Origin of the sequence: Pseudomonas sp. JDS28PS106 (genome assembly GCF_036706555.1) — a bacterium.
Taxonomy (GTDB): Bacteria; Pseudomonadota; Gammaproteobacteria; order Pseudomonadales; family Pseudomonadaceae; genus Aquipseudomonas.
The window spans coordinates 79,132-102,754 of sequence record NZ_JBAJGT010000011.1; the positions used below are offsets into that span (position 1 = coordinate 79,132).

The 23,623-nt window shown below is 63.4% G+C and carries 25 protein-coding genes; 21 read left to right on the forward strand and 4 right to left on the reverse strand.

Annotated features, from left to right (window positions below; all coding sequences use genetic code 11):
• Window positions 1-75: 75 nt before the first annotated feature.
• Genes TRP66_RS17835 through TRP66_RS17895 form a run of 13 tightly spaced genes read left to right on the forward strand, consistent with a single transcriptional unit; the run spans window position 76 to window position 9,057 of the window.
• Complete coding sequence (locus TRP66_RS17835; RefSeq protein WP_333405198.1) at window positions 76-675, forward strand: type III secretion protein; 600 nt, start codon at window positions 76-78, stop codon at window positions 673-675.
• Window positions 676-721: 46 nt separating this feature from the next.
• The gene (locus TRP66_RS17840) at window positions 722-940 is read left to right on the forward strand and encodes a hypothetical protein (RefSeq protein WP_333405200.1); all 219 of its coding nucleotides are present in this window, start codon (window positions 722-724) and stop codon (window positions 938-940) included.
• 9 nt (window positions 941-949) lie between these two features.
• Window positions 950-1,381, forward strand: a complete 432-nt coding sequence (locus TRP66_RS17845) for a hypothetical protein (protein ID WP_333405202.1) — start codon at window positions 950-952, stop codon at window positions 1,379-1,381.
• Between the two features lie 3 nt (window positions 1,382-1,384).
• Entirely contained in the window at window positions 1,385-2,164 is a 780-nt protein-coding gene (gene sctJ / locus TRP66_RS17850; RefSeq protein WP_333405204.1) for a type III secretion system inner membrane ring lipoprotein SctJ, read from the forward strand.
• The gene (locus tag TRP66_RS17855; protein WP_333405206.1) at window positions 2,161-2,799 is read left to right on the forward strand and encodes a type III secretion protein; all 639 of its coding nucleotides are present in this window, start codon (window positions 2,161-2,163) and stop codon (window positions 2,797-2,799) included. The genes sctJ and TRP66_RS17855 overlap by 4 nt, the downstream gene beginning before the upstream one ends.
• Entirely contained in the window at window positions 2,792-3,385 is a 594-nt protein-coding gene (locus TRP66_RS17860; RefSeq protein WP_333405208.1) for a FliH/SctL family protein, read from the forward strand. The genes TRP66_RS17855 and TRP66_RS17860 overlap by 8 nt, the downstream gene beginning before the upstream one ends.
• A 17-nt stretch (window positions 3,386-3,402) precedes the next feature.
• Window positions 3,403-4,707: a FliI/YscN family ATPase gene (locus tag TRP66_RS17865; RefSeq protein WP_333405349.1), complete on the forward strand. Its 1,305-nt coding sequence runs from the start codon at window positions 3,403-3,405 to the stop codon at window positions 4,705-4,707.
• A gap of 36 nt (window positions 4,708-4,743) precedes the next feature.
• Complete coding sequence (locus tag TRP66_RS17870; protein WP_333405210.1) at window positions 4,744-5,217, forward strand: hypothetical protein; 474 nt, start codon at window positions 4,744-4,746, stop codon at window positions 5,215-5,217.
• Between the two features lie 8 nt (window positions 5,218-5,225).
• On the forward strand, window positions 5,226-6,269 hold the full coding sequence (gene sctQ, locus TRP66_RS17875; protein ID WP_333405212.1) for a type III secretion system cytoplasmic ring protein SctQ: 1,044 nt from the start codon (window positions 5,226-5,228) through the stop codon (window positions 6,267-6,269).
• Window positions 6,266-6,922, forward strand: coding sequence for a type III secretion system export apparatus subunit SctR (sctR, locus tag TRP66_RS17880; RefSeq protein WP_333405214.1), 657 nt, complete (start codon window positions 6,266-6,268; stop codon window positions 6,920-6,922). The genes sctQ and sctR overlap by 4 nt, the downstream gene beginning before the upstream one ends.
• Window positions 6,923-6,925: 3 nt before the next feature.
• Entirely contained in the window at window positions 6,926-7,195 is a 270-nt protein-coding gene (locus TRP66_RS17885) for an EscS/YscS/HrcS family type III secretion system export apparatus protein (protein ID WP_333405216.1), read from the forward strand.
• A gap of 6 nt (window positions 7,196-7,201) precedes the next feature.
• Window positions 7,202-8,014, forward strand: coding sequence for a type III secretion system export apparatus subunit SctT (gene sctT, locus TRP66_RS17890; protein WP_333405218.1), 813 nt, complete (start codon window positions 7,202-7,204; stop codon window positions 8,012-8,014).
• A complete protein-coding gene (locus TRP66_RS17895) occupies window positions 8,011-9,057 on the forward strand; it encodes an EscU/YscU/HrcU family type III secretion system export apparatus switch protein (protein WP_333405220.1) in 1,047 nt (348 codons plus the stop codon). Before sctT ends, TRP66_RS17895 begins: the two co-directional genes overlap by 4 nt.
• A 491-nt stretch (window positions 9,058-9,548) precedes the next feature.
• Here TRP66_RS17895 and TRP66_RS17900 read toward each other — a convergent pair whose 3' ends face one another.
• Window positions 9,549-12,371, reverse strand: a complete 2,823-nt coding sequence (locus TRP66_RS17900) for an ATP-binding protein (RefSeq protein WP_333405222.1) — start codon at window positions 12,369-12,371, stop codon at window positions 9,549-9,551.
• 535 nt (window positions 12,372-12,906) lie between these two features.
• Here TRP66_RS17900 and TRP66_RS17905 point away from each other — a divergent pair.
• Genes TRP66_RS17905 through TRP66_RS17915 form a run of 3 tightly spaced genes read left to right on the forward strand, consistent with a single transcriptional unit; the run spans window position 12,907 to window position 14,292 of the window.
• The gene (locus TRP66_RS17905) at window positions 12,907-13,056 is read left to right on the forward strand and encodes a hypothetical protein (RefSeq protein WP_333405224.1); all 150 of its coding nucleotides are present in this window, start codon (window positions 12,907-12,909) and stop codon (window positions 13,054-13,056) included.
• 46 nt (window positions 13,057-13,102) lie between these two features.
• Window positions 13,103-13,546, forward strand: a complete 444-nt coding sequence (locus TRP66_RS17910) for a DNA methylase (protein WP_442965220.1) — start codon at window positions 13,103-13,105, stop codon at window positions 13,544-13,546.
• On the forward strand, window positions 13,543-14,292 hold the full coding sequence (locus tag TRP66_RS17915) for a DUF72 domain-containing protein (protein WP_333405228.1): 750 nt from the start codon (window positions 13,543-13,545) through the stop codon (window positions 14,290-14,292). The genes TRP66_RS17910 and TRP66_RS17915 overlap by 4 nt, the downstream gene beginning before the upstream one ends.
• 39 nt (window positions 14,293-14,331) lie before the next feature.
• On the opposite strand, the gene TRP66_RS17920 is transcribed toward TRP66_RS17915, so the two are convergent.
• Window positions 14,332-14,565 (reverse strand): hypothetical protein, encoded by a 234-nt coding sequence (locus TRP66_RS17920; protein ID WP_333405230.1) that lies wholly within the window; start codon window positions 14,563-14,565, stop codon window positions 14,332-14,334.
• 60 nt (window positions 14,566-14,625) lie between these two features.
• Entirely contained in the window at window positions 14,626-15,501 is an 876-nt protein-coding gene (locus TRP66_RS17925; RefSeq protein WP_333405232.1) for a LysR family transcriptional regulator, read from the reverse strand.
• A 132-nt stretch (window positions 15,502-15,633) separates the two neighbouring features.
• On the opposite strand from TRP66_RS17925, the gene TRP66_RS17930 reads away from it, so the two are divergent.
• Window positions 15,634-16,059, forward strand: a complete 426-nt coding sequence (locus TRP66_RS17930; RefSeq protein WP_333405234.1) for a VOC family protein — start codon at window positions 15,634-15,636, stop codon at window positions 16,057-16,059.
• Window positions 16,060-16,146: 87 nt separating this feature from the next.
• Here TRP66_RS17930 and mqo read toward each other — a convergent pair whose 3' ends face one another.
• Complete coding sequence (gene mqo, locus TRP66_RS17935; protein WP_333405237.1) at window positions 16,147-17,799, reverse strand: malate dehydrogenase (quinone); 1,653 nt, start codon at window positions 17,797-17,799, stop codon at window positions 16,147-16,149.
• An 897-nt stretch (window positions 17,800-18,696) separates the two neighbouring features.
• Between mqo and TRP66_RS17940 the strand changes: the two genes are divergently transcribed.
• From TRP66_RS17940 to TRP66_RS17955, 4 genes are read left to right on the forward strand one after another with little or no spacing between them, the layout of a single operon-like run.
• The gene (locus TRP66_RS17940; protein ID WP_333405239.1) at window positions 18,697-19,377 is read left to right on the forward strand and encodes a (2Fe-2S)-binding protein; all 681 of its coding nucleotides are present in this window, start codon (window positions 18,697-18,699) and stop codon (window positions 19,375-19,377) included.
• Window positions 19,377-20,372 carry an FAD binding domain-containing protein gene (locus TRP66_RS17945; RefSeq protein ID WP_333405240.1) on the forward strand — a complete coding sequence of 332 codons (996 nt, stop codon included), beginning with the start codon at window positions 19,377-19,379 and terminating at the stop codon, window positions 20,370-20,372. Before TRP66_RS17940 ends, TRP66_RS17945 begins: the two co-directional genes overlap by 1 nt.
• 10 nt (window positions 20,373-20,382) lie before the next feature.
• Window positions 20,383-22,599, forward strand: a complete 2,217-nt coding sequence (locus TRP66_RS17950; protein WP_333405242.1) for a xanthine dehydrogenase family protein molybdopterin-binding subunit — start codon at window positions 20,383-20,385, stop codon at window positions 22,597-22,599.
• 22 nt (window positions 22,600-22,621) lie between these two features.
• Window positions 22,622-23,590: an XdhC family protein gene (locus TRP66_RS17955; RefSeq protein ID WP_333405244.1), complete on the forward strand. Its 969-nt coding sequence runs from the start codon at window positions 22,622-22,624 to the stop codon at window positions 23,588-23,590.
• Window positions 23,591-23,623 lie beyond the last annotated feature (33 nt).

Here is a 23,623-nt window from a genome sequence, read left to right on the forward strand (position 1 = left end):
AGCCTCGCTCGCGAATAGCGACTCCTATCTGCGCCGGCCCTGCCAATGGACCGCGAACGGCATGAGGAGGTCCGCATGTCGCTGATCACTGCCCAGCGTCTGACGCTGGTCGCGCTCCTGATGTCGCTGTGCTCACTGGGCCGGGCGGATGAAACCCGCAAGCCTGACTGGTTTGCCGAGCCTTATGCCTATGTGGTGGTGGAGCAGGACGTGCGCGGCGCCCTCACCGAGCTGGGCCGCAATCTGAACCTGATCGTGGTGTTTTCGGACAAGGTTCGTGGCACCTCGCGCGGCAGCATCCGGGCAGCCACGGCCGGCGAGTTTCTCGACCGCCTGTGCGATGCCAATCAACTGAGCTGGTATTTCGACGGCAGCGTGCTGCACATCGCCAGCGCTGACGAAGTCGCCACCCGGATGTTCGAGGTTCGCGGCCGCAGACTTGACGACCTGGAAAGTTACCTGGCGCAACTGGACGTCGCCGGCGAGCCCATGTCGACCCGTGTCAGCCCCGAGCGCGACGGTGTGTTCGCCTCGGGCCCGCCGGCCTGGCTGGCGCAGATCCAGCGCCATCTCGACGCCCAGCCCCTCGCCGAACCCGCACCCGTGGTACGCGAGCGGGGCGTGCGGGTGTTCCGCGGCGGGGTGGTGACCCAGGTCGTGACCGAGCAACCCTGAAACTGAAACCAAGCCGCAACCTACTCATCCCCAAAGGAGCGTGACCATGTCCGTGACACCCGTAGACGCCAATCTCGACATCAGCACCAACACCCAGGAAGCGAAATTCAATGCCGCGGTCGACAACGCGGAACAGTCGGCGGCGGACGATGCCGAGTTCAACGATGCCCTGATCTCCCAGGCGGTGATCATCGGCGGCCAGTTCATCATCATGCCGCGCGCTCAGGAAATCCTGAAGGAAGCGCAGTCCGACGACGAAGAATAGGACCTGTCCATGTCCATCGACTTAGGTGCAGCACCGGCGGCCGCAGCCCTGCAGCCGCCGGAAGGAGGCGGGGTGGCGCAGGCTTCCCAGAACCTCTTCGAGCACATGGCCGAGACCGCTCGCGGGATGCCCCATGGGGCGTCACCGCACCAGATCGGCAGCAACCTCATGGAACGCCTGGACGGTTTTATCGACCGTTCCCGCCAGTTCACCGAACGCGCCGATGCCATGAGTCGCGGCACGGCGCCACAACCGGCCGGGGAAGCGGCCAATGTCTTCAAGGCCGGGGGCGATCCCGCGCCAACCGTGGGCGGTGCACAGGTTGACCAGCTGGTTCATTCGCTGGGCCGGATGTTCGACTACTCCATCGAAACGCAAATGGTGGTGCGCGGGGCCACGCAGATTTCCGGCTCCGCCAACACTTTGCTCAAGGGTCAATGACGCATGTTCAAACGCTGCCGCGCCTTGCGCCTGACGATAGTGGTGATGCTCGCGGGCCTGTTGCAGGCCTGTGATGTCGATCTGTACACCAACCTGGGTGAACGTGAAGCCAACACGATGCTGGCGGTCCTGTTGCGCGACGGCATCCCGGCCTCGCGCAAGGTGCAGGACGATGGCCGGCTCAAGATCGTGGTGGACGAGAAACGCTTTGCCCAGGCGATGGCGGTGCTCGACGACGCCGGTCTGCCAGGCCAGACCTTTTCCAACATGGGCGAAGTGTTCAAGGGCAACGGCCTGGTCTCATCGCCGGTACAGGAACGCGCGCAGATGGTGTTCGCCCTGAGCGAGGAACTGTCGCATACCGTGTCGCAGATCGACGGCATTCTCTCGGCGCGGGTCCATGTGGTGCTGCCCGACAACGACCTGCTCAAGCGGGTCATCTCGCCCTCGTCGGCCTCTGTATTGGTGCGCTATGACCCGCGGACCGAGATCGACGTGCTCATTCCGCAGATCAAGACCCTGGTCGCCAACGGCATTTCCGGGCTGGGCTATGACGGGGTATCGGTCACGGCGATCAAGGCCTCCGTGCCGGCCGGCGTCGAGCGGCAGGCGCCCATGGCCAGTTTCCTTGGCATATGGATGCTCGAGCAGGACCTGCCCAGGGCGCGTCTGCTGTTTGGCGTGCTGCTGCTCGCGGCACTGGCGGCCGGTGGCGTGCTGGGCCGGCAGCTGTGGCGGCGCAAACGCGTCGAACGCCCTTATGTGCTGGGTGATGCGCAATGAACGCTGCGACGCACACCTCCTGGCAGGCATTGGTCGAAAGTCCCCTGACGTTCGTGCGCGAAGCGGCGTTGCTGGAAAGCTTCGGCCGCCCGCTGAGCTCCGAGCAGCTTGTCGCGCTACGCCAGGCGCCGCGGTTCGCGGTCAGGCTGGAGCAGCGTCTGACCGAACATCACCGCTTGCAACCGCTTGATCGGGTGCCTGCACCGGACGAGGCTGACTTGAAGGTGCTGTCGCTGACCGCTGAACAATTCGCTCGGCTCACGACCCTGTGCGGCGCGGTCTGGCATGCCGCGACCCTGAGCCGGGAAATCCGTGGCGAAGTGGTCGCTCACTATCGGGAGCGGCTTGGCGCGCCGACCCTGCGTCTGGCCCTGCGACTACGCGACCTGGCCGGCGCGGCCGATCTGTTGCGCTCGCCCGCTGCCTTGTTCGACGCCATCGAGCAGGACGGCGCGGCCTGCCTGAATGCGTGGCTGGCGGCGCAGCCTGGCCCATTGCGCGACTGGCTGGTGCTGCGCCTGCCGTTTCCACCCTTGACCAGACCCATAGACGCACGCCAGGCAGAGGTGGTGCGCCGTGTCGCCGCCGCGCTTGTGTCCGGCGACAGCGATTCCGAGGCCCGGCCCCATGACTGACCTGCCGACCCGACCCGCCGCCCGCATCCTGCGTGCGGCCGAAGCCCAGCGCTGGATCGACGGCTATGCGTTCGTGGATGCGGCCCACGAACAGGCCCGACAGATACGCGAGCAGAGCCAGCAGTGGCTGGAACAGGCCCGCGCCGAAGGGTTCGAGAAGGCCCGCCAGGAAGGCGCCGAGCAACAGGCGCTGCTGTTGGCGCAGACCAGCGCCCATGTCAATGACTATCTCGCCGGGCTGGAAGCCTCGCTGGCCGAACTGGCGCTGGGCATCGCGCGGCAAGTGCTGGGCGAAATGAACGAACGCGAGCGTCTGCTGCGCTGCACGGCGCAGGCCCTGTCGGCGTTTCGCCAGGACCAGCAACTGAGTCTGCTGGTGCCGCGCACCGAGGTCGAGGGCCTGCGCCAGCGTATTGCGCAGGAGCCCGGGGCATTGCGCGATCTGAACATCGAAGGCGACGATCAATTGCAAAGCGGCCAGGCGCGGCTGGTCAGCCCGGCAGGCTCCGTGGAACTGGGCCTGGAAGAGCAACTGGACAATCTGCGCCGCGCCTTGCTGCCGCTGGCCGAGGGAGAAGGCCTGTGAAGCCGCTGCTCGATGCCATGCTGCCCAGCCTTCATGAGCGTTTGCGCCGGGCTCAGCCGCGGCCGATGCGCGGCACCCTGCGCAGCATTCGCGGCGTGCTGCTGCGCGCCAGTGTCGCCGGGGTCAGGATCGGCGAGCTGTGCGTGTTGCACGATCCGGGCAACGGCCGTGAATTGTCCGCCGAGGTCATCGGCTTCGACGAAGACGACGCTATCCTGTCGCCCATCGGCTCAATGGAAGGGCTGTCGACGCGCACCCGGATCATCGCCACCGGGCAGGCGCTCGGCGTTCAGGTCGGTGATGCCTTGCTGGGCCGGGTGCTGAGCCCGATGGGCGACTTTCTCGACGGTCCGGCGCCGATGGCGGTGGGGCTGCGTCGTTATCCGCTGCACGCCGAACCGCCGGCGCCTTTCAGCCGCCAGATCATTTCAGCACCCATGTCACTGGGCGTGCGCGCCATCGACGGGTTGCTGACCCTGGGGCAGGGCCAGCGCATGGGGATCTTCGGTGAGCCGGGCGTGGGCAAGTCCTCGCTGCTGGCAAGCATCGTGCGCAACAGCGATGCCGACGTGATCGTCATCGGCCTGATCGGCGAGCGGGGGCGAGAAGTGCGCGAGCTGTTGCAGGAACAGCTGGATACCCAGGCGCGAGCGCGGACCGTCGCGGTGGTTGCGACGTCGGACCGCCCGGCCGCGGAGCGGGTGCGCGCTGCCTACGTGGCCACCGTACAGGCTGAATACCATCGCGATCAGGGTCGCAATGTTTTGCTGTTGATGGACAGCCTGACACGCTTCGCCCGCGCCCAGCGCGAGATCGGCCTGGCGGTGGGCGAACCGCCGACCCGACGCGGTTATCCGCCGTCATTCTTTTCCGCATTGCCAAGGCTCCTGGAGCGCGCCGGGCCGGGTTCGGCCGGGAGCATCACCGCGCTGTACACCGTGCTCACCGAAGGCGAGGCCGCGATGGACCCAGTCGCCGAAGAAAGCCGTTCGATCCTCGACGGCCATATCGTGCTCAGCGGCGAGCTGGCCCAGCGCGAGCACTTCCCGGCCATCGATGTGCTGCACAGCCGCAGCCGGCTGATGGATCAGGTCGCATCCACCGAACACAAGCGTCTGGCGGCGCGCATGCGCGAATTGATTGCCCGCCGCCAACAGATCGAATTGCTGATCCAGGTCGGCGAATATGCCGCCGGCAGCGACCCGCTGGCCGACGAAGCCATCGCCCGGCAGGACGCCATCGAGGCGTTTCTTCGTCAGCCGCCCCACGAGCACGACAGCCCTCAGGACATGCTCGCACGCATGCGCAAGGTGCTGGCATGACCCAGATCGAACAGGCCTCGAAGGCCGGAGTACATGATGAAAACCGCTGACCTCCATAGCCTGCAAGCCTTGCGGGAATTGCGTGAACAACGTGCATCCAGTCGCCTGGCGGCTCAACAGGCGCGCTGCCGGGAGATCCGCACCGAGCTGGATAAGTCGCGCGAGGCGCTGCATCAGCATCGCGAGCGTCTGGCGCGGGAAGCCGAGGAAGTCTTCGGGCGATTCAGCGAAGGCCTGTCGGTCAGCGCCTGGCGCGCGGCACAGGATGAGCTTCAGCGCCTGGAAGAGCAGGGCGAGTCGCTCGCGGAACAGGCCGTTGTCGCGACTCGCGAAGTGGAAAATCAGGAGCAGCTGCGCCAGGAACTGCGTCAGCAGCACGCGGCGCAGCAACAGAAGACGGTGGCCTGGGGTGCCCTGGTGGAGCAACGCGCGCGCCGCGAGGCGCGTGCCGGCGAACAGCGTGACGAGGCCGACGAACTGCCGGGTGCCAGGCCGGGGCATCCGCAATGACGTGCCGAATGTCGGCGACGCTCGAAGGCGTCGACGCCCAGGCCTGGCAGCCCTTGCGCGATTTGCCGCGCTTCGAAGCGGGACAGGTCGCGCTCCACAACCGCTTGCTGCGGTCCTGTGCGCCCTGGCAGGGAGTTCTGGCCGGCGAAGCGTTGCAGGTGCGCTGGGGCAGCGCGGTGGCGGACGTTGCGCAGAAGCCGCTGACCGTTGTCTTTCTGTCGCTTGATGGTCAGCCCGTCGAACTGCGGGTGGCGGCGGATCTTCTGGCGCTGTCCGGCTGGACGCCTCAGTCATCGGCAGCCCACCCGTGCGCCGACAGTGACGCCATGCTGCTGGAGCTGGCCTGGCTGAGCTGGATCGAACCTCTGGAAAAGTTGCTGGGCGTTTCGCTGCGGGTCACGGCGGGTGATACCCCCGAGATCGCTCACACGCTCGCCATACCGCTGGAGATCCGGGTCGGCGAGCGCGCGGCAGTTCCCGCCAGCCTTCACGTCAAATCTGAAACCGCCGAACGTATCGCCGACTGGCTCGATCAGCACGGCACATCCGCGCCCGACCCGCTGACCGCGCTGCGCTTCAATCTTGCTGTGGAAAGCGGCGAAGCGCCGCTGACCCTCGGTGAGCTGCGCAGCCTGAATGCCGGTGACGTCGTCATGCTCGACTGCCCGCCTGACCGACAACTGCGCCTGCGCCTTGGCGAACACTTTCACTGCCTGGCGCGCCGTGATCATCAAACCCTTGAATGCCTGGCTGCGCTGGCAGCCATCAGTCCCGACAGGAACCTTGCAATGACCGATACCCTGACACCCGATGCGAGCGAAATGGATGCGGCGCTGGATGAGCTGCCGCTCAAGCTGGTCTGTCAGCTCGGCAGCGTAGAGGTGACATTGGCCCAACTGCGGGAAATGGGGCCTGGCAGCCTGTTGCAACTGACCTCGGCGGCGCAGGACGGCGTCGACCTGATGGTCAACGGACGTCGCGTCGGTCGCGGTGAACTGGTCAGCATCGGCGACGGACTCGGCGTGCGGCTGCTGGGTTTCTGCGCCCCATGAGCGGCTATCAGCCGAATCTGATCGAGATCATCCTGGTCGTCGCGACCATCGGCCTGATCCCACTGGCGGTCGTGACCCTGACCGGTTTTTTGAAAATCTCGGTCGTGCTGTTCCTGATCCGCAACGCCCTGGGCGTGCAGCAGACGCCGCCAAACCTGGTGCTGTATGGCATCGCGCTGATTCTCTCGGTCTACGTCACCACACCCCTGATCGGCGACATGTACCGGCAGGTGCAAGGCCGGGAAATCAGCCTGCAGAACGTGGAACAGCTCGAAGAGCTGGGCAGCGCGCTGCGGCCGCCGTTGCAGGCGCATCTGGCGAAGTTCGCCAACGAGAATGAGCGTGGCTTCTTCGTACAGGCCACCGAGACTATCTGGTCACCCGAAGCCCGCGCCGATCTGCGTGACGACGATCTGGTGGTGCTGATTCCCGCGTTCGTCAGTTCCGAGCTGACCCGCGCTTTTGAAATCGGCTTTCTGCTGTATATCCCGTTTCTGGTGGTGGACCTGCTGGTGTCCAACGTGCTGATGGCGATGGGCATGTCGATGGTTTCGCCGACGCTGATCTCGATCCCCTTGAAGATCTTCCTGTTCGTGGCATTGAGCGGCTGGTCGCGCCTGATGCACGGGCTGATCCTGAGTTATGGAGGCTGACGCATGGGGCAGGACGTATTTCTTTCGCTGATGAACCAGGCCTTGATGACGGTGTTGCTGTTGTCGGCGCCGGCGCTGGCGGCGGCGATCATCGTGGGCTTGAGTGTCGGTCTGTTGCAGGCTTTGACCCAGATCCAGGACCAGACCCTGCCGCAGGTGGTCAAGCTCGTGGCGGTCCTGCTGGTGATCGTGTTCGTCGGCCCTCTGCTGGCCGGCCAGGTGGCGGAGCTGGGCAGCACGGTGCTCGACAACTTTCCACTCTGGACTCGATGAGGCGTCATGCAAGCTGAACTGACCAACGCCTTCATCGAAGTGGCTTACCCGGTCATCAGCTCCACGTCGCTGGCGGCCAGCCGGGCGCTCGGGCTGGTGATCATCACCCCGGCATTCAATCGCCTGGGCCTGACCGGCATGGTCCGCGGCTGTGTCGCGGTGGCGATTTCCGTGCCCATGGTGCTGCCGGTCTTCGCCGCGTTCACCTCGATGCCCGAGCACAACGGATTCTTCCTCGCCGGGCTGATGATCAAGGAATTCATCATCGGCCTGATGATCGGCCTGCTGTTCGGCATCCCGTTCTGGGCGGCAGAGGTGGCGGGCGAGCTGGTCGACCTGCAGCGCGGCTCGACCATGGAACAACTGCTCGATCCGCTGGGGCAGGGCGAGGCCAGCGTGATGGCGACCCTGCTGACGGTGATGCTGATCACGCTGTTCTTCATGTCGGGCGGTTTCATTCTGATGGTCGACGGCTACTACCACAGCTACCAGCTGTGGCCGGTAACCGCCTTCACGCCTATTTTCAGCGGCGCTTCCCTCAGCTCCGTGCTGGCGATCCTCGATCAGGTGATGCGCATCGGCGTGCTGATGATCGCGCCGTTGATCGTGTCGATGCTGATCACCGACCTGATGCTGGCGTACCTGTCACGCATGGCGCCGAGCCTGCATATCTTCGATCTGTCGCTGCCGGTCAAGAACCTGTTTTTCTCGGTGCTGATGGTCATTTACATAGGCTTTCTGATCCCGGTGATGCTCGATCAACTGGCGCAGTTCCGCGGCACGGTTGAAGTGCTCAAAAGCCTGGCGGGCGACACGTGAGCGGCACCAGCGAGGAAAAAAGCCAGCCGGCCACGGACAAGAAACTGCGCGATGCGCGCAAGAAAGGGCAGGTCGCCAAGAGTCAGGACTTGGTCTCGGGCATGGTCATTCTGCTGTGTACGCTGTGCATCGCCGTGCTGGTCCCCCGTGCCCAGGCGCAGATCACCGCGCTGATCGACCTGGCCGCGCTGATATACATCGAGCCGTTCGCCGGCGTCTGGCCGCGTCTGCTGGATCATGCCGAGCAGATCGTCATCACCCTCACGCTGCCGGTGGTGGGGGTGACCACGGCGGCGGTGGTGCTGACCAATATCGTCACCATGCGCGGCGTGGTGTTCACGGTCGAGCCGATCAAGCCGGACATCAAGCGGATCAATCCCGTCGAAGGCTTCAAACGCATTTTCGCGATGCGCAATCTGGTGGAGTTTCTCAAGGGCCTGGCGAAGGTCCTGATGCTGGGGCTGGCGTTCTACGTGGTAGGGCGTAACGCCCTGCAGGCTTTGATGGAGTCGTCACGCTGTGGCGCCGGTTGCATCGAGTCCACTTTCTATCTGGTGCTCAAACCGCTGGTATTCACGGTGCTGGCAGCGTTCCTGCTGGTGGGCGCGGTGGATGTGTTGATGCAGCGCTGGCTGTTCGGCCGCGACATGAAGATGACCCGCAGCGAGCAGAAACGCGAGCGCAAGGACGCCGATGGCGACCCGACCATCAAGCGCGAGCGCCAGCGTCAACGGCGGGAAATGCAGGCGCTGGCGACCAAACTGGGGCTGGGCCGCGCGTCGCTGATGATCGGCTGCCCGGGTGGTTGGGTGATCGGCGTGCGCTATGTGCGGGGCGAAACCCCGGTGCCGATCGTGGTCTGCCGCGCCGCGCCCGAGGATTCGCGCACCCTGCTCGCCGAAGCGGCGCCGCTGGGTATCCCCCTGTGGCCAGTGGACGAACTGGCCAGTCAGGTCGCCAAACGCAGCGTGCCGGGCGATCCCGTGCCGGAAAACACCTTCCAGGCCGTGGCCGATGCGCTGGTGGCGCATCGGTTGATTTGATCATCCGTAGGCGTAGGAGTCAGCTTGCTGGCGATGAACGATGACGCGATCTAACTGACACACCGCATCGCCCGGTTTTGCTGCCGCTTCGCGGCAGATCGCGACCAAGGTCGCTCCTACCGGTCCGTGGGAGCCAGCTTGCTGGCGATGAACGCTGACGCGGTTTGCCTGATACCCCGCGCCGCCTTGTTTTGCTGCCGCTTTGCGGCAGATCGCGGATAAATCCGCTCCTACGCAGACCGTGGGAGCCAGCTTGCTGGCGATGGACGATGACGCGATCTACCTGACACACCGCATCGTCCGGTTTTGCTGCCGCTTTGCGGCAGATCGCGGATGAATCCGCAACGTAGGAGCCAGCTTGCTGGCGATGAACGATGACGCGATCTAACTGACACACCGCATCGCCCGGTTTTGCTGCCGCTTCGCGGCAGATCGCGACCAAGGTCGCTCCTACAAGGTCTGTGTACGCCGCGAATACGGATGTTCGGCGATCAATGCATCGCCGAACGCGGTCGGGCTGCGGGTGAGGCTGCGGCGGTCTTGAGGTGATTCAGGTCGGTATTGATCCGCCACGCCCAGAAATGCGTGCCGTCTTCGCGGGCGATTTCCAGGGCCTGGGACAACAGCCGGCGCACGTCTTCCAGGGAATGGGCATGGGGCTGGCTGTGCATCAACTGCGCCTTGACCCGCATCAGCTCGGGCAGGTACCAGCGGTCGTGGCGCGCAAGCGCGGTCTCATGCAACCCGGTGAGCGTTTCCAGCGCAAGCGATTCCAGGCCCAGGCTTGCGAGCCCCAGCGCATACTCGACGTGCAACATCGAATGTAACGGCGTCTCGACACAATTGCGCAACTGATTGAGCGCTTCGCCCAGTTGCGGAACCCCGACGCTGGCATCGCCCTCGCGGATTTCCAGCACGCATTCGAAGCACTGGGTCAGCTCGCGCCAGATCGGCAGCGGCTGACGCGCGGTGCTTTCCTTGAGCTGGGCAAGAAAGCGGCGGGTCTTGTGCAGGGTGCCGGCGATGATAGTCGCCGGAATGGCACTGAGCGCCAAGGTGTACCAGAGCGTCGCTGGGTGGCTGAGCGCCACGGCCTGTTGCAGATTGGTGTCCAGGGTGACCATTGCCTGGCCGATGTGGCCTTCGAGCAGCTGAATCAGGGCCTTGAGCGATTGCGCGGCGATGCGCTGGTCGAAATGCATGTCGACGATATGCGAAGCCAGCGACAACGGCGCTCCCAAGGCCTCGTTGATGGCCTGGCCTGCACTCTGCAGGTCGCCCATATAGAAGGCGCTGGTGGCGCGCATGCGTTTGCCCAGCAGCAGACAGTCCGCGACCCGCGGGTCCTTGCCGAGCGCCAGGAAACGTTCGGCCACCTCGCTGGCCTCCCGATGCAGGTTGCTGCCGCACAGATCGTTCCACAGGCCCCATAGCGAGCGCAGTCGGTGCTCGGAGTCGTCGAGGGCTTCGGCGTCTTCGCCGACCTGGCGCCAGACGTCGCGCATCTTCTGGCCCGCGCCGTAAGTGAGCATCATGATGCTGCCCGACACGGTCAGTAGACGCATCCGCTGTCGACGGTCCATCTGCTCGACTTCGGTGTGACGCGGCAGGCCGCGGTTGACCCATTCGTGGTACTCGCCCACGAGCGACAGACGCAGCCACAGCGGCGAGCTGAGCAGTGTCAGTTCAATCCCCAGTTGCTGGCCGCCGGGCACCGTATAAGCCCACTCCAGCGCGGCGCGAACTGTGTCGATTTCCACACCATAGCGCCGGGTCCAGGCGTCGTGGCTCAGTTGTTCAAGATCCAGTCGCGCACCGTCCAGCAGCCGCAGCGCCCAGTTGGCGTGGGCGCGTTGCAGTCGATCGCTGTCGTCGAGCTCGAACAGTTTCTCCCGCGCGTACAGGCGGGTGGTGCCCGGCAGACGATAGCGCTTGCCCTGGTCGTGCTCGACCGTGGCGAGCAGCGACTTGTCGAGCAGGCTTTCAATCATGGGCAAGGTCATGCGCACGTCGGGCAGGCCGATGTCGACGATCGCCATCACCCCGTCAAGGGTGAACGAACCATTGAAGATCGACAGCTGCCGCAGCAGGGCCTGCTCGTCGTCCGACAGCATTCCGTAGGTCCAGTCCAACGTTGCGCTGAGCGAACGCTGACGTGGCAGCGCGGTACGGCGGCCGGTCATCTGCAGACGAAAGCTTCCGTCCAGCAGCCCGACCAGCTCTCGCAGGCCGAAGGTTCTGACCCGTGCCGCAGCCAGTTCGATGGCAAGCGGATTGCCGTCGAGCTTGCGGCAGATCGCCGCCACCGCTTCGGTGTCGCTGTCGTCCAGGACGAAGGTCGGGTCTTGCTCCCGGACTCTGGCGACGAACAGCGCAATGGCGGAAAACGTCATCGCCTGCGCGGCGTCCAGAACCAGATGATCATGAGGGACGCGCAACGGCGCCAGTTCGTGCACCCATTCGTCCTCGGCGCGCAGCGGCTCGCGGCTGGTGATGAGTACGCGGCAGAGTGGGGCATTGAGCAGCAGGGTTTCGACCGCCGCGGCGGTTTCGTCGAGCAGATGCTCACAATTGTCCAGCACCAGCAGGTGCGGGCGGTCGATGAAGCTTGCCGGTATATCGCGCAAAGGGCGTTCGGTTTCCGCGCCCAGCCCCAACGCGCATGCGATCAGCCCCTGCACCGGATTGCCGGACGACACCGGAGCCAGGTCGACGAACCCGAAAGGTTGCGGGAAGCGCTGCGCCATACTTTCCGCGACCGCCAGCGCAACCGTCGTCTTGCCAGCGCCGCCCGCTCCGGTCAGGGTGATCAGCCTGCGCGTGGTCGCCAGGTCCGCCAACTGCTGCACCAGCTTTTCGCGGCCAATCACCTGTCGCTTGAGAACCGGTGTGCCGGGTGCGACGTCCGCGACGGGTTCCGCTAGCGCCGGGGCGGCCTGGGTCGTCCGAACCGGCGCGTTGAACCGGTAGCCGCGGCCGGGCACCGTCACGATGTATTCGAACGCTTCGTCATCGCTGAGGGCGCGCCGCAGTGCGACGATCTGCGCGCGCAGATTGCATTCCTCCACCACTGCCTTGGGCCAGGCGAGAGACAAGAGCTCGTTTTTCTCCAGCAGTTGCCCCGGCCGCGCCGAGAGCGCTACCAACAGTGACATCGCACGGCTACCTAACGGAACGGGCTCGGAATGTCTGAATAGCAGATGTTCGCGCGGCAGCAGCACGAAAGCGCCAAAGCAGATGGCGTCGTCGCGCTGCAGATGTTCCGGGGCCTTAAGGATATCGCGTGGTTCCGGACCCTTTGCTTCGTAATCCATGGTCAGACCTGTATCAGAAGTAGTGGCGGGGCTTGAAGGGGATAGAAAGCGGACGGCCGTTTTAGCGGGCCGTCATGACTCAGCCTGTGGCATTGCAACCGGCGTAATGTGGCCAGGGTCATGAGTAAAGCAATTAGAGAGCCAATACGTCGAAAGTGTAAGCACTTTGTATCAAGAGTGTGCGCTGGGTCCGTAAAGAATTTTCCTACGTTATAGGGCAAGTGCAGCGTCAACATGAACGAAGTATCGATATCGGGCAAGAACGGGAGATGCATTATTGCGACGCTAGATGGCAGATTTGCGTACATCTCGAAAATAAGCTGGATACAAATGAGCCGTCGGAGCCAGGCTCGTAGCGAGATATCAGAGTGATACTGGTCAGGGTGCCGTTGGTCGAGTGTTTTACAAATCATGACAAACTCTCGGCCTCAGGACGGTCTACCGAAACGAGTTTGACGCTTTGCGCGGCCGTGCCAGTGCACTGCCGTGCGGCACGCGTTGCTCATAAATGAAACACGGTATCAAGGAGACTGTCATGAAAAAGCCGGGTGTGTGTCTGTTGTTCATTTCGTTGTTGGCGCTGCATGGCTGCTTCGATAACTCAGGCAACGAGACCAAGGACAATACCGACGGCAGCAAGTCTTCCGTGCAGATGCAGGAAGGCAAATCGGATCAGAGCAAGTAATCCGAGGCCGGCGCGGCGCTGCCGTGGCCGGCTTTGCTTCGCAGCGATGGAGGTTGCGGTGAGTAAGGTGATCGGCGCGGCGGATCTGGGCATCGATATCGAGTCCGGAGACGAGCGCGCACTGTTCAAATGGTTTCTGGCCAGTTTTCTGATGGGCAAGCGTATTCAGGCAGACATTGCCTGCAATGCCTATAGGGTGCTTGTCGAAAAGCACCAGCGCGACACGCCTCGCAAGCTTGCCCATTGCAGCCACCGCGAGCTGGTGGCCATGCTTGGCGAGGCTCACTACGTACGTTACGACGAATCCACGGCTGACCGGCTTTCGGCGCTGAGCGCAAAACTCAACGACGAATACGCCGGCAAGTTGAGCAACGTCCATAAAGCCAGCGCGGACCGGGCGGAGTTCGAGAAGCGCCTGTTGGCCTTTGATGGCGTAGGTCCCAAGACTGTCGAGATTTTCATGCGTGAGGCGGGAGGCGTGCTGTATTGAATGGGGCGGCAGAGGCAAGGGGTGATCTGCGTATCGGCTGCGCCGGCTGGAGCCTGGCGCGTCAGTACTGGCCTGAGTTCGAGTCCGAGGGCACCCACCTGCAGCGCTATGCTTCGCGCTTCAACGGCGTGGAAATCAACAGCTCGTTTTACCGTCCACATCGAGCCCAGACCTATGCCCGCTGGGCGGAGTCCGTGCCGGAAGCTTTTCGTTTCGCGGTGAAAATCCCCAAGCAGATCACCCATGAGCATAGGCTTGCGGATTGCCAACTTCTGCTGGACGAGTTCCTCGGTCAGTGCACGGCACTGGAAGACAAATTGGGTTGCCTGCTGATTCAGCTGCCGCCCTCTCTGGCATTTTCCGCCCAGGCCGCTGAAGCTTTCTTCCGGGCCTTGCGTGACCGCTTCGCTGGGCACGTGGTACTGGAGCCCCGGCACGTCTCCTGGAATGACGCGCAAGCATTGTTGCTGGAGCAGCGGATCGCACGAGTGGCCGCCGATCCCGCGCCGTTTGCCGGTGCCGATCGGCCCGCTGGGTGGCAAGGGCTTCACTACTGGCGACTGCACGGCTCGCCGAGCATTTATCACAGCGCCTACGCAGCGCAGTTTTTGGAGTCGGTGGGGCGGTCGATCGAGACAGCGATTGCCCAGGAAGTGCCGGTCTGGGGCATATTCGACAACACCGCCAGTGGCGCGGCGGTAGGCGATGCTTTATCGCTGGGGAGGATGCTGCATCGGTCGGAGTAGCGGCCGCCAGGACGCGACCGCTCTGGTCCGGGCGACGGATCAGTCCTGATCCGCCAGCTTGCGCTCGGCTTCCGCAGTCTTCTCGCGAATGGTCTGAGCGTCCTGTTCTTTCTCCTTGATGGAGGTGGGGGTAATGATCTTGTCGACACCTTCGGTCGACGAATGCTCATGCTCGATATCCTTGCGGACCACGTCGACAGGCTTGCCGGACTGATCGACAGCGCCGGCTTTTGGTGACTGATGCGTGGCCGTGTGGGAGCGTTCTTCGTTCATGTCGTTTCCTCGGCAGTGGGTGATACCGCTTGGATAGGGCGGAGAGTCGCCGAGTTCGATTTATCTGCCAAGGGCCGAGGCCTCTTCGATCAAACGAATCAGCAGGCTAGTGGGCTCATTGAAATCGCCCTGGGTCCTGTGCACCAGCCCTACATCACGATGAAAGCTGTGCTCACCGAGATCCAGCGCCCGCACCGACGCCGGCCATGGGTCGCTGGCACGGGTCTGCGGCACCAGCGCAACGCCGACGCCATTGCTCACCAACCGGACGATGGCGTCCAGCTCGTCCAGTTCGCAGATTTCCCGCACCGCAAAGTGCATGCCGCGCAGGAAACGGTCGACCTGACGTCCCCCGAAAGAGGAACGGTCGTAGCGGACCAGTGGCTCGGTCGCCAGCAGTTCTCGCCAGTCTTCACCGCGCATGTCGGTCGGCACGATCAGTCGGTACGGCTCGCGGGCGAGGGTAGTCCAGCGCAGATCGCTTTGCAGTGTGAAGGGCGGACGGATGATGGTCGCCAGGTCCAGGTCCCCGGCGTCGACTTGATTGAGCAATTCCATGGATACGCCAGGGATGATCCGCGTCCGACAATGGGGCAACTCCCGGTGAAACGAAGCCAGCGCATCCGGCAACCAGGAGCGTTGCACCGAAGCGATGGCGCCCAACGTCAGGCGCACGCTGGGGGTTTCGCCGGATACCGACGAACCCAGGTTGTCATACAGGCGGATCAGTTCCTGCGCTTGCGCGAGCGTGTGCTGGCCCATGGCGCTCAGGTGGGCATTGCGACCCTTGCGTTCGAACAGGCTCAGTCCCAGTTCGGTTTCCAGACGCTGCATCTGTGCGCTGACCGCCGCTTGTGTCAGGCCTACTCGCTGGCCAGCCGCCGCGAAGGTGCCCTCCCGGGCCACGGCCACCAGCGTTTTCAACTCGCGGATCATTGATCGATTTCCGTTGTGCTTTCGCCAAATATATATTGATTTTATTGTTACGTCCGTCTGCCTATGATTTGTCTTGCCGCTGGAAGCCCGCGTGGGCTTCCAGCCATGACTAGAACAGAGCCGGAGCACCTGATGAGCCTTTCACCCTTCCACCTCGCAATCCCCGTTCACGACCTGCCCGCGGCCCGTAACTTCTATGGCACGGTATTTGGCCTGGAAGAAGGCCGCTCCAGCGAGCAGTGGGTCGATTTCAACTTTTATGGGCACCAGTTGGTGATCCACGAGCAGGCCCGTACTGCTGCACAGGAAAGCGCGCACAGCAACCCGGTCGACGGACATGACGTTCCGGTTCCGCACTTCGGGATCATTCTGCAGTGGGAGCAATGGGAAGCGCTGGCCGAGCGGCTGCGTTCGTTCGATACGAAGTTCGTGATCGAACCCTATGTGCGCTTCAAGGGGCAGGTGGGCGAGCAGGCGACCATGTTCCTGTTCGACCCGTGCGGCAACGCCCTGGAGTTCAAGGCGTTCAAGGACATGAGTCAGATTTTCGCCAAGTGACCATAGGGCCAGACAATCGGCCATGAAAAAGCCCCGCCGGATCGGATCCGGCGGGGCTTTTATGTTGCGTACGCGTCGAGAGCCGGCTTACAGAGCCATGTCGCGAGCAGCGTTGCCTTCAGGCTTCTGGGCTGGCGCAGCGGCAGGAGCCGCAGCCGGCGCGGAGGCCTTGTTGACCGCAGGCGGGGTAATAGCCAGCTGCAGTACTTCGGCGGTGTAGGCCCATTCCTGGGCAACGGCATCAGGATTGTCGTTCAGCTTGGTGCCGTAGCTCGGAACGATCTGGCGCAGCTTCTGCTGCCACTCAGGCGTCGCGACCTTGTCTTTGAAGACCTTTTCCAGCACGCCCAGCATGATCGGAGCGGCGGTGGAAGCACCTGGCGAAGCGCCCAGCAGGCCGGCGATGCTGCCGTCCTTGGAAGCGACGATTTCGGTACCCAGTTTCAGGACGCCGCCTTTCTCTTCGTCACGCTTGATGATCTGCACGCGCTGACCGGCCTGCCACAGACGCCAGTCTTCTTTCTTGGCGTTCGGGAAGTATTCTTTCAGCGCCTGGTAGCGATCGTCGTCCGACAGCATCAGCTGACCGGCGAGGTATTCCACCAGCGGGTATTCCTTGATGCCCACACGGGTCATCGGCCAGACGTTGTGCAGGTTGGTGCTGGTCAGCAGGTCCAGGTACGAGCCTTCTTTCAGGAACTTGGTGGAGAAGGTCGCGAATGGGCCAAACAGGATCACGCGCTTGCCGTCCAGGACACGGGTGTCCAGGTGCGGAACCGACATGGGTGGCGCGCCGGTGGAAGCGATACCGTAGGCCTTGGCCATGTGCTGCTGAGCGATCTCGGTGTTCTCGGTGACCAGGAACGAACCGCCGACCGGAAATGCGCCGTATTCCTTGGCTTCAGGAATGCCGGACTCCTGCAGCAGGTGCAGTGCGCCGCCGCCGGCGCCGATGAACAGGAACTTGGTGTCGGTCGTGGTTTCGGTACCGTCCTTCAGGTTCTTGTAGATGACGCGCCAGGTGCCGTCGTCGTTGCGCTTGATGTCTTCGACTTCGCTGGACAGCTTCAGGGAGAAGTTAGGCTGAGCTTTCAGGTGACCTACGAACTGGCGGGTGATCTCGCCGAAGTTCACGTCGGTACCCAGCGGGCTCCAGGTCACGGCCAGCTTCTGGTTCGGATCGCGGCCTTCCATCATCAGTGGAACCCACTTCTTGATCTGCTCGTGATCTTCGGAGAACTGCATGCCGCTGAACAGCGGGCTCTTCTGAAGAGCAGCGTAACGCTTCTTCAGGAACTCGATGTTGTTGTCACCCCACACGAAGCTCATGTGCGGCGTGGAGTTGATGAACGAACGCGGGTTCTTCAGAACGCCGTTCTTGACCTGCCACGACCAGAACTGGCGGGAGATCTGGAAGGCTTCGTTGATTTCGATGGCCTTGGAGATGTTGACGTTGCCGTCTTTGTCTTCAGGGGTGTAGTTCAGCTCGGCCAGAGCGGAGTGACCGGTACCGGCGTTGTTCCAGCCGTTGGAGCTTTCCTGGGCGACGCCGTCGAGGCGCTCGACCATTTCCATCGACCAGCTGGGTTCCAGCTCGTTGAGCCAGACAGCCAGGGTGGAACTCATGATCCCGCCGCCGACCAGCAAGACGTCGACTTTCTTGGTTTCTGCAGCGTGCAGCGGCGTCAGGCCCATGGCCAGAGCCAGGCCCACAAGAGCCGTGTTCACTTTCTTCAACATACTGTCTTCCATCTGATAAATCGCCATCCGCCCTCTGAACCCCAAGGCAACTACGACCGGGCCGCACGCGGTGCCGCATGCGACAAAGTCTCACACCCGAAGGGACTGGAGGTGGACATACAAGGCCAATACAATACCGCTCTAGACCTCAGTTCATGTCCCGTTGCGCTGACTTGTTATCATCGTTGGCACCAGCGTCTTGCGTGACATTTGCCCGTTTGGTGCAGCGCGTCCGCCGGCATCTTTCGAATGCACCGGGCGTGCGCCGCCTCACCAGGTCAGCCTGTTCACGGGGTCTTGGACGCCGCGCAGGTTGAACAAGACACGTCGGGCAGGGAATTTTTTGCTCCGTTGAGTGTCGCCCTGGCGTTCCGGTTCGGCAAAGGCGCGCCATTTTGGCACAAGTGCCCTCATGGCGCGAGCGTGCCGACACGCCGCGCAACCCTCCTTCCATCTTCCGTCAGTCCCGCCTGACTTGCTCGAACCTCTATATCGCCCGTTTCGCGCCGCGCTTTAGGCGGCTGACCGAAATGGCACTTGCGCCATGAACTGAGCTGGTCGCATTCATGAGTGTCGTGAATAAGTGCTTGCCGATTTCTTTGGTTAATCGAGGCGGGTAGCAGCTGCTAACGTCGTCACTCAGGGCGGCGTCGCGATTCTGCTCATGATGCGGCCCCGATGCGCGACGGAAAGTGAACTTTTACCGACTTCACCAGTTAAACACTTATCCACCGTACGAGCGCCGCAGAGCGCTTGACCGATCCCGTGACTGCAACACCCTTTTATGACTGCCCGTGACCCAAGCTGCACGTCGACGCACCGGGCCATCCCTGGCCGCCGACGCACCATAACGCCCGCCGCTTCACGAAAAGCGGCGGCTCATGACGAGTGATCCTGATGAACGAACCCGACAAGCGTCAAGACGCGGTAGAAGAAGGCGACTCGGCCCGGCCTTCGCGCCGTAATTTCCTCAAGTTCGGCGCGTCCGGCATCGCCGCCGCCACGCTCTCGACCTGGATCCCCGCCGATGGCACCGCGCAGGCAGCGCCGGTGGCAAGCCTCGGTCCCGTGGTCAATGACACGGGCGCGCCTGGCGCCGGCGAGCAGCGTATAACCCTCAAGGTCAACGGCCAGTCCCATACGCTCAATGTGCCGGCCAACGCGATACTGCTGGATGTGGTGCGTGACCGCCTGCAACTGACCGGCACCAAGAAAGGCTGCGACCAGGGCCAGTGTGGCGCTTGCACGCTGCTGGTCAATGGCATGGCGATCAACTCATGCCTGTCGATTGCGGTGCAGCACGATGGCGACGAGATCACCACCATCGAAGGGCTGGCCCAGAATGACAAGCTGCATCCGGTGCAGGAAGCCTTCTGGGAACATGACGCTTATCAATGCGGTTATTGCACCTCGGGTCAGATCATGAGCGCGGTGGCGATTCTCAAGGACCCGAACATCCCGGGTGACGACGCCAGCGTGCGCGAGGCCATGAGCGGCAATATCTGCCGCTGCGGTGCGTACAAGAACATTCTCTCGGCCGTGCAGTCGGCACGTTCGAAAATGGGAGGAGTCGCCTGATGCGTACTTTCGATTATGCGCGGGCCGAGTCATCCGCCCAGGCAGTCAGCAGCGCCTCCGGCGCGCCTTCGCGCTTCTATCTGGCCGGCGGCACGACCCTGCTGGACCTGGTCAAGCTGGACGTCATGCAACCCAGCCAACTGGTGGACATCAACCGTCTGCCGCTCAAGCAGGTGGAATCGCTGCCCGACGGTCGCCTGCGTATCGGGACCCTGGTGAGCAATACCGATCTGGCCAATCACGCGCTGGTTCGTGAACGCTATCCGGTGCTGTCGCAAGCGATTCTCGCCGGCGCATCGACGCAGCTGCGCAATAAAGCCACCACCGGCGGCAATATCCTCCAGCGGGTGCGCTGCAATTACTTTCGTGACGGCGTCTCGCCGTGCAACAAACGCCAGCCGGGCTCCGGCTGCGCGGCGCAGGGCGGCATGAACCGCAGCGTGCACGCGGTGCTCGGCACCAGTGAACACTGCATCGCCACTCATCCTTCGGACATGTGCGTGGCGATGGCCGCGATCGGCGCCAAGGTCACGGTTCAGAGTGCAGGCGGCAGCCGCGACATCGACTTCGCCGACTTCCATCTGCTGCCCGGCAACACCCCTGAGCGCGAGCACGCGCTGCAACCCGGCGAGCTGATTACCCACGTGACGCTGGACGCGCCGCTTGCCGACAGCCGCTCGGCCTACCTGAAGCTGCGCGACCGTACCTCGTATCAGTTCGCGCTGGCGTCCAGTGCGATCATCCTGGTGATGGACGGCAAGCGCATCAGCGACGCGCGCATCGCGTTGGGCGGCGTGGCCACCAAGCCATGGCGGGCTGCTGAAGCGGAGCGGGCGCTGGTGGGTAAACGCGCCGATGCCGACACCTTCGCGCAGGTCGCCGAACTGGCGATGAAGGGTGCGCGGGGTTACGAGCACAACGCCTTCAAGATCCCGCTGGGACAGCAGGTGGTGGCTCGCAACCTACGTGATCTTTCAGCAGATGTGACGGCATAAGGAGGCCAGCATGAGCGAATCCATTATCGGTAAACCTCAGCGCCGCATTGACGGCCGGCAGAAGGTCAGTGGCGAAGCGCGTTATGCCGCCGACCATCCCATGACCGGGATGCTCTACGCCTACGGCGTCTACAGCACCATCGCCAGCGGCCGGATTTCGGCCATCGACGACCGCCAGGCTCGAAGCATGCCCGGGGTGGTCGACATCTTTCACCATGGCAATTTCCCCAACCTCCACCGCACCCCTGACGCAGCGCTGAATTTCTCGGCGATGCTGTCCGCAAGCAAGGCCGACGAACATCGGCTGCCGTTCGAGGATGACCGTGTCTGGTACCCCGGCCAGTTCGTGGCGCTGGTGGTCGGCAAGACCTTCGAGCAGGCGCGCGCCGCGGCGTATGCGGTCAAGGTCCATTATCAGGAAAGCGAGCCGGTCAAGAGCCTGGCCGAAGGGCTGAAACGCAACGGGGCGAAGGACGGCGGAGCAGGGCACAGCCGCGGCGACTCGCAGGGTGCCTTCCAGAACGCCGCGCACCGCATCGACCAGACCTATACCACGCCGGTCGAAGTGCATAACCCGATGGAAATGCATTCCAGCACGGCCTGGTGGCAGGACGGCAAGCTCTATCTGTATGAAAGCACCCAGGGTGTCGTGAACCACCGCAACTTTTTGGCCAACGTGTTCGACCTGCCGCCGGATCGAGTCGAGGTGCGAGCGCCCTTCATCGGCTCCGGGTTCGGCAGCAAGCTCTGGCCGTGGCCGCATTCGGTCGCCGTGTGCGCGGCGGCGCAGGTCACCGGGCAACCGGTACAGTTCATGCTACCCCGGCCACAGATGTTCACCACCGTGGGACACCGTCCGGAAACCAGCCAGCGTCTGCGTCTGGCAACCGATGCGTCAGGCAAGCTGGTCTCGATCAGCCATGAATCCTTCAACAGTACCTCGACCCTGGACGTCTACACCGAAAACTGCGGTGGCGTCACCAAGAGCCTGTATTCCTGCCCCAACGTGCTGGTCAGCCATCAGTTGGGCGAGGTGAATCGCGGCACCCCGACCTCGATGCGCGCCCCCGGCGCGGCGCCGGGGCTGTTCGCGCTGGAGTCGGCCATCGACGAGATGGCCCTGGCGGCGAACATGGACCCGCTGGCGTTCCGCAAGCTCAACCTGTCCGACAAGGATGAGAGTCAGGGGCTTCCGTGGTCCAGCAACCACTTGCCCGAGGCCATCGATCAGGCCGCCGAACGCTTCGGCTGGCACCAGCGCAATGCCGCGGTAGGTTCGATGCGCGACGGTGATGAGATCATCGGCTATGGCATGGGAGCCTGTAACTGGGAGGCCTACCAGGTGCCCACCGAGGCGCGGGTGATCCTGCGCGCCGACGGCACAGCGCTGGCGCAGTGCGGCTTGCAGGACATCGGTACCGGCACCTACACCATCGTGGCGCAGACGGTGAGCCAGATCACCGGCCTGCCGCTGGACAAGATCGATGTGGAACTGGGCAGTTCGTCTTTCCCGGCAGGGCCTGTATCCGGCGGTTCGTGGGTGACGGCCAGCGTGTTGCCAGCAGTTGCCGGCGCGACGCGTGAGGCGCTGAAGAAGCTACAGGGTTACGCCGTGGACAAGGACGGTGTCTTTGCCGGGCAGAACGCCGAAACGCTGAAGGTCGAAGATGGCCAACTGGTGAATGGCGAGCAGCGGATCGCCTTTTCGCAAGTCCTCAACCGCAAGCGCCTGGCACGGGCCGAGGGCACCTTCCACAGCGACATGAGTCAGGACAAGGAACACGCATTCCGCTCCTTTGGCGCGCATTTCGTGGAGGTGCGCTGGGATCCGGGCATTTCCAGCCTGCGGGTGTCGCGAGTGGTGAGCGCCATCGACGTCGGCAAGATCATCAATCCCCTGGCGGCGCGCAATCAGGTCGAAGGCGCGATCGTCATGGGCATCGGCATGGCGATGTTCGAAGCGGCCGAGTTCGATCCGCGCAATGGCCTGCCGGTCAACAATAACTACGCCGAATACGTGGTGCCGGTGCACGCAGACCAGCCGGAAATCGACGTGATACTGCTTGATTACCCTGACTACGGGATGGGCGAGTTCGGAGCGCGCGGCATCGGCGAAATTGGTTTCACCGGTCTGGCGGCCGCGGTCGCCAACGCCGTGTATCACGCGACGGGCAAGCGGGTTCGCAGCCTGCCCATCACCAAGGAAAAACTGATGGCCGGGTTATGAGTCGCCAGCGAGGTCATCGACGATGAAACAACTGGACTTGCAGGTGGTTCAACAGGCCCGGGACTGGCTCGCCGCTGGCAAGTCGGTGTGGCTATGCACGGTGTTGTCGACTTTCGGGTCGGCGCCGCGTGGGCCGGGTGCCATGCTGGTCGCGCTGGACGACGGCGAGCATTGCGGCTCGCTGTCTGGCGGATGCGTAGAAGAGGACTTCCTCGAACGGCTGGCGAACCGGCAATTCCAGCAGGTCAATCAGGTGGTGCGCTACGGCGAGGGTGGCCTTGCGCCGACCTTGGCGTTGCCCTGCGGAGGCGTGCTGGACGTGCTGGTCGAACATTTTGCACCTGGCAAGGAGCAGGATTTGCACCTTGCCGAGGTGGAAAAGGCGTTGTCCGGGCGCGAGCGGGTCACCCGACGGATTCATCTGGACGGATCGGAGCGTGGCTTGATGGCCGCGCAGCGTGGTCAGCCTCGGGTGGAACGCAACGGCGACGAGGTGCTGGTCCGCATGGGGGCAGTTTACCGACTGCTGCTGGCGGGCCTGTCTCCAGTGGCCGAATACTGCGCCAGCTTCGCGGTCGCGTTGGGCTACGAGGTCATCCTCTGCGACCCGCGCACCGAGGTTCTTGCCGGATTCGCCATGGACGGCGTCGAAGTGCGCAATGTCTTGCCTTCGGTCTTCATCGAGGAGGGCGGATGTCACGCCTCGACCGCCGTGGTGGCGCTGACCCATGACCCTCGGCTCGACGATCTGACCATGCTTGAAGCCGTGCGCAGTGAGTCTTTCTACATTGGCGCCATGGGCTCGCGCCGTACCAGCGCAAAAAGGATGGAGCGCCTGGCACGAATCGGCGGGCTGGATGAGCGGGCGCTGGCGCGTATTCATGCACCTATCGGTTTGAACCTGGGCAGCAAGACACCGGCCGAGATTGCCATGGCGGTCATGGCCGATGTACTGCGCAAGGCGAATGGTGTGAGCCGGTCGGCGATTTAATACCACCCGTGTCTGTTGGATTTGCGGTGTATT

Excerpts from the sequence above, each read along its gene's own strand:
- TRP66_RS17925 (WP_333405232.1), bottom strand. The coding sequence starts at position 15,501 with ATGATCCGCGAGTTGAAAACGCTGGTGGCCGTGGCCCGGGAGGGCACC.
- TRP66_RS17865 (WP_333405349.1), top strand. The coding sequence starts at position 3,403 with ATGCTGCCCAGCCTTCATGAGCGTTTGCGCCGGGCTCAGCCGCGGCCG.
- TRP66_RS17940 (WP_333405239.1), top strand. The coding sequence starts at position 18,697 with ATGAACGAACCCGACAAGCGTCAAGACGCGGTAGAAGAAGGCGACTCG.
- sctR (WP_333405214.1), top strand. The coding sequence starts at position 6,266 with ATGAGCGGCTATCAGCCGAATCTGATCGAGATCATCCTGGTCGTCGCG.
- TRP66_RS17835 (WP_333405198.1), top strand. The coding sequence starts at position 76 with ATGTCGCTGATCACTGCCCAGCGTCTGACGCTGGTCGCGCTCCTGATG.
- TRP66_RS17840 (WP_333405200.1), top strand. The coding sequence starts at position 722 with ATGTCCGTGACACCCGTAGACGCCAATCTCGACATCAGCACCAACACC.
- TRP66_RS17945 (WP_333405240.1), top strand. The coding sequence starts at position 19,377 with ATGCGTACTTTCGATTATGCGCGGGCCGAGTCATCCGCCCAGGCAGTC.
- sctT (WP_333405218.1), top strand. The coding sequence starts at position 7,202 with ATGCAAGCTGAACTGACCAACGCCTTCATCGAAGTGGCTTACCCGGTC.
- TRP66_RS17870 (WP_333405210.1), top strand. The coding sequence starts at position 4,744 with ATGAAAACCGCTGACCTCCATAGCCTGCAAGCCTTGCGGGAATTGCGT.
- TRP66_RS17910 (WP_442965220.1), top strand. The coding sequence starts at position 13,103 with ATGGAGGTTGCGGTGAGTAAGGTGATCGGCGCGGCGGATCTGGGCATC.
- TRP66_RS17920 (WP_333405230.1), bottom strand. The coding sequence starts at position 14,565 with ATGAACGAAGAACGCTCCCACACGGCCACGCATCAGTCACCAAAAGCC.
- TRP66_RS17885 (WP_333405216.1), top strand. The coding sequence starts at position 6,926 with ATGGGGCAGGACGTATTTCTTTCGCTGATGAACCAGGCCTTGATGACG.
- TRP66_RS17860 (WP_333405208.1), top strand. The coding sequence starts at position 2,792 with ATGACTGACCTGCCGACCCGACCCGCCGCCCGCATCCTGCGTGCGGCC.
- TRP66_RS17955 (WP_333405244.1), top strand. The coding sequence starts at position 22,622 with ATGAAACAACTGGACTTGCAGGTGGTTCAACAGGCCCGGGACTGGCTC.
- sctJ (WP_333405204.1), top strand. The coding sequence starts at position 1,385 with ATGTTCAAACGCTGCCGCGCCTTGCGCCTGACGATAGTGGTGATGCTC.
- TRP66_RS17900 (WP_333405222.1), bottom strand. The coding sequence starts at position 12,371 with ATGGATTACGAAGCAAAGGGTCCGGAACCACGCGATATCCTTAAGGCC.
- TRP66_RS17855 (WP_333405206.1), top strand. The coding sequence starts at position 2,161 with ATGAACGCTGCGACGCACACCTCCTGGCAGGCATTGGTCGAAAGTCCC.
- sctQ (WP_333405212.1), top strand. The coding sequence starts at position 5,226 with ATGTCGGCGACGCTCGAAGGCGTCGACGCCCAGGCCTGGCAGCCCTTG.
- mqo (WP_333405237.1), bottom strand. The coding sequence starts at position 17,799 with ATGTTGAAGAAAGTGAACACGGCTCTTGTGGGCCTGGCTCTGGCCATG.
- TRP66_RS17845 (WP_333405202.1), top strand. The coding sequence starts at position 950 with ATGTCCATCGACTTAGGTGCAGCACCGGCGGCCGCAGCCCTGCAGCCG.
- TRP66_RS17950 (WP_333405242.1), top strand. The coding sequence starts at position 20,383 with ATGAGCGAATCCATTATCGGTAAACCTCAGCGCCGCATTGACGGCCGG.
- TRP66_RS17905 (WP_333405224.1), top strand. The coding sequence starts at position 12,907 with ATGAAAAAGCCGGGTGTGTGTCTGTTGTTCATTTCGTTGTTGGCGCTG.
- TRP66_RS17930 (WP_333405234.1), top strand. The coding sequence starts at position 15,634 with ATGAGCCTTTCACCCTTCCACCTCGCAATCCCCGTTCACGACCTGCCC.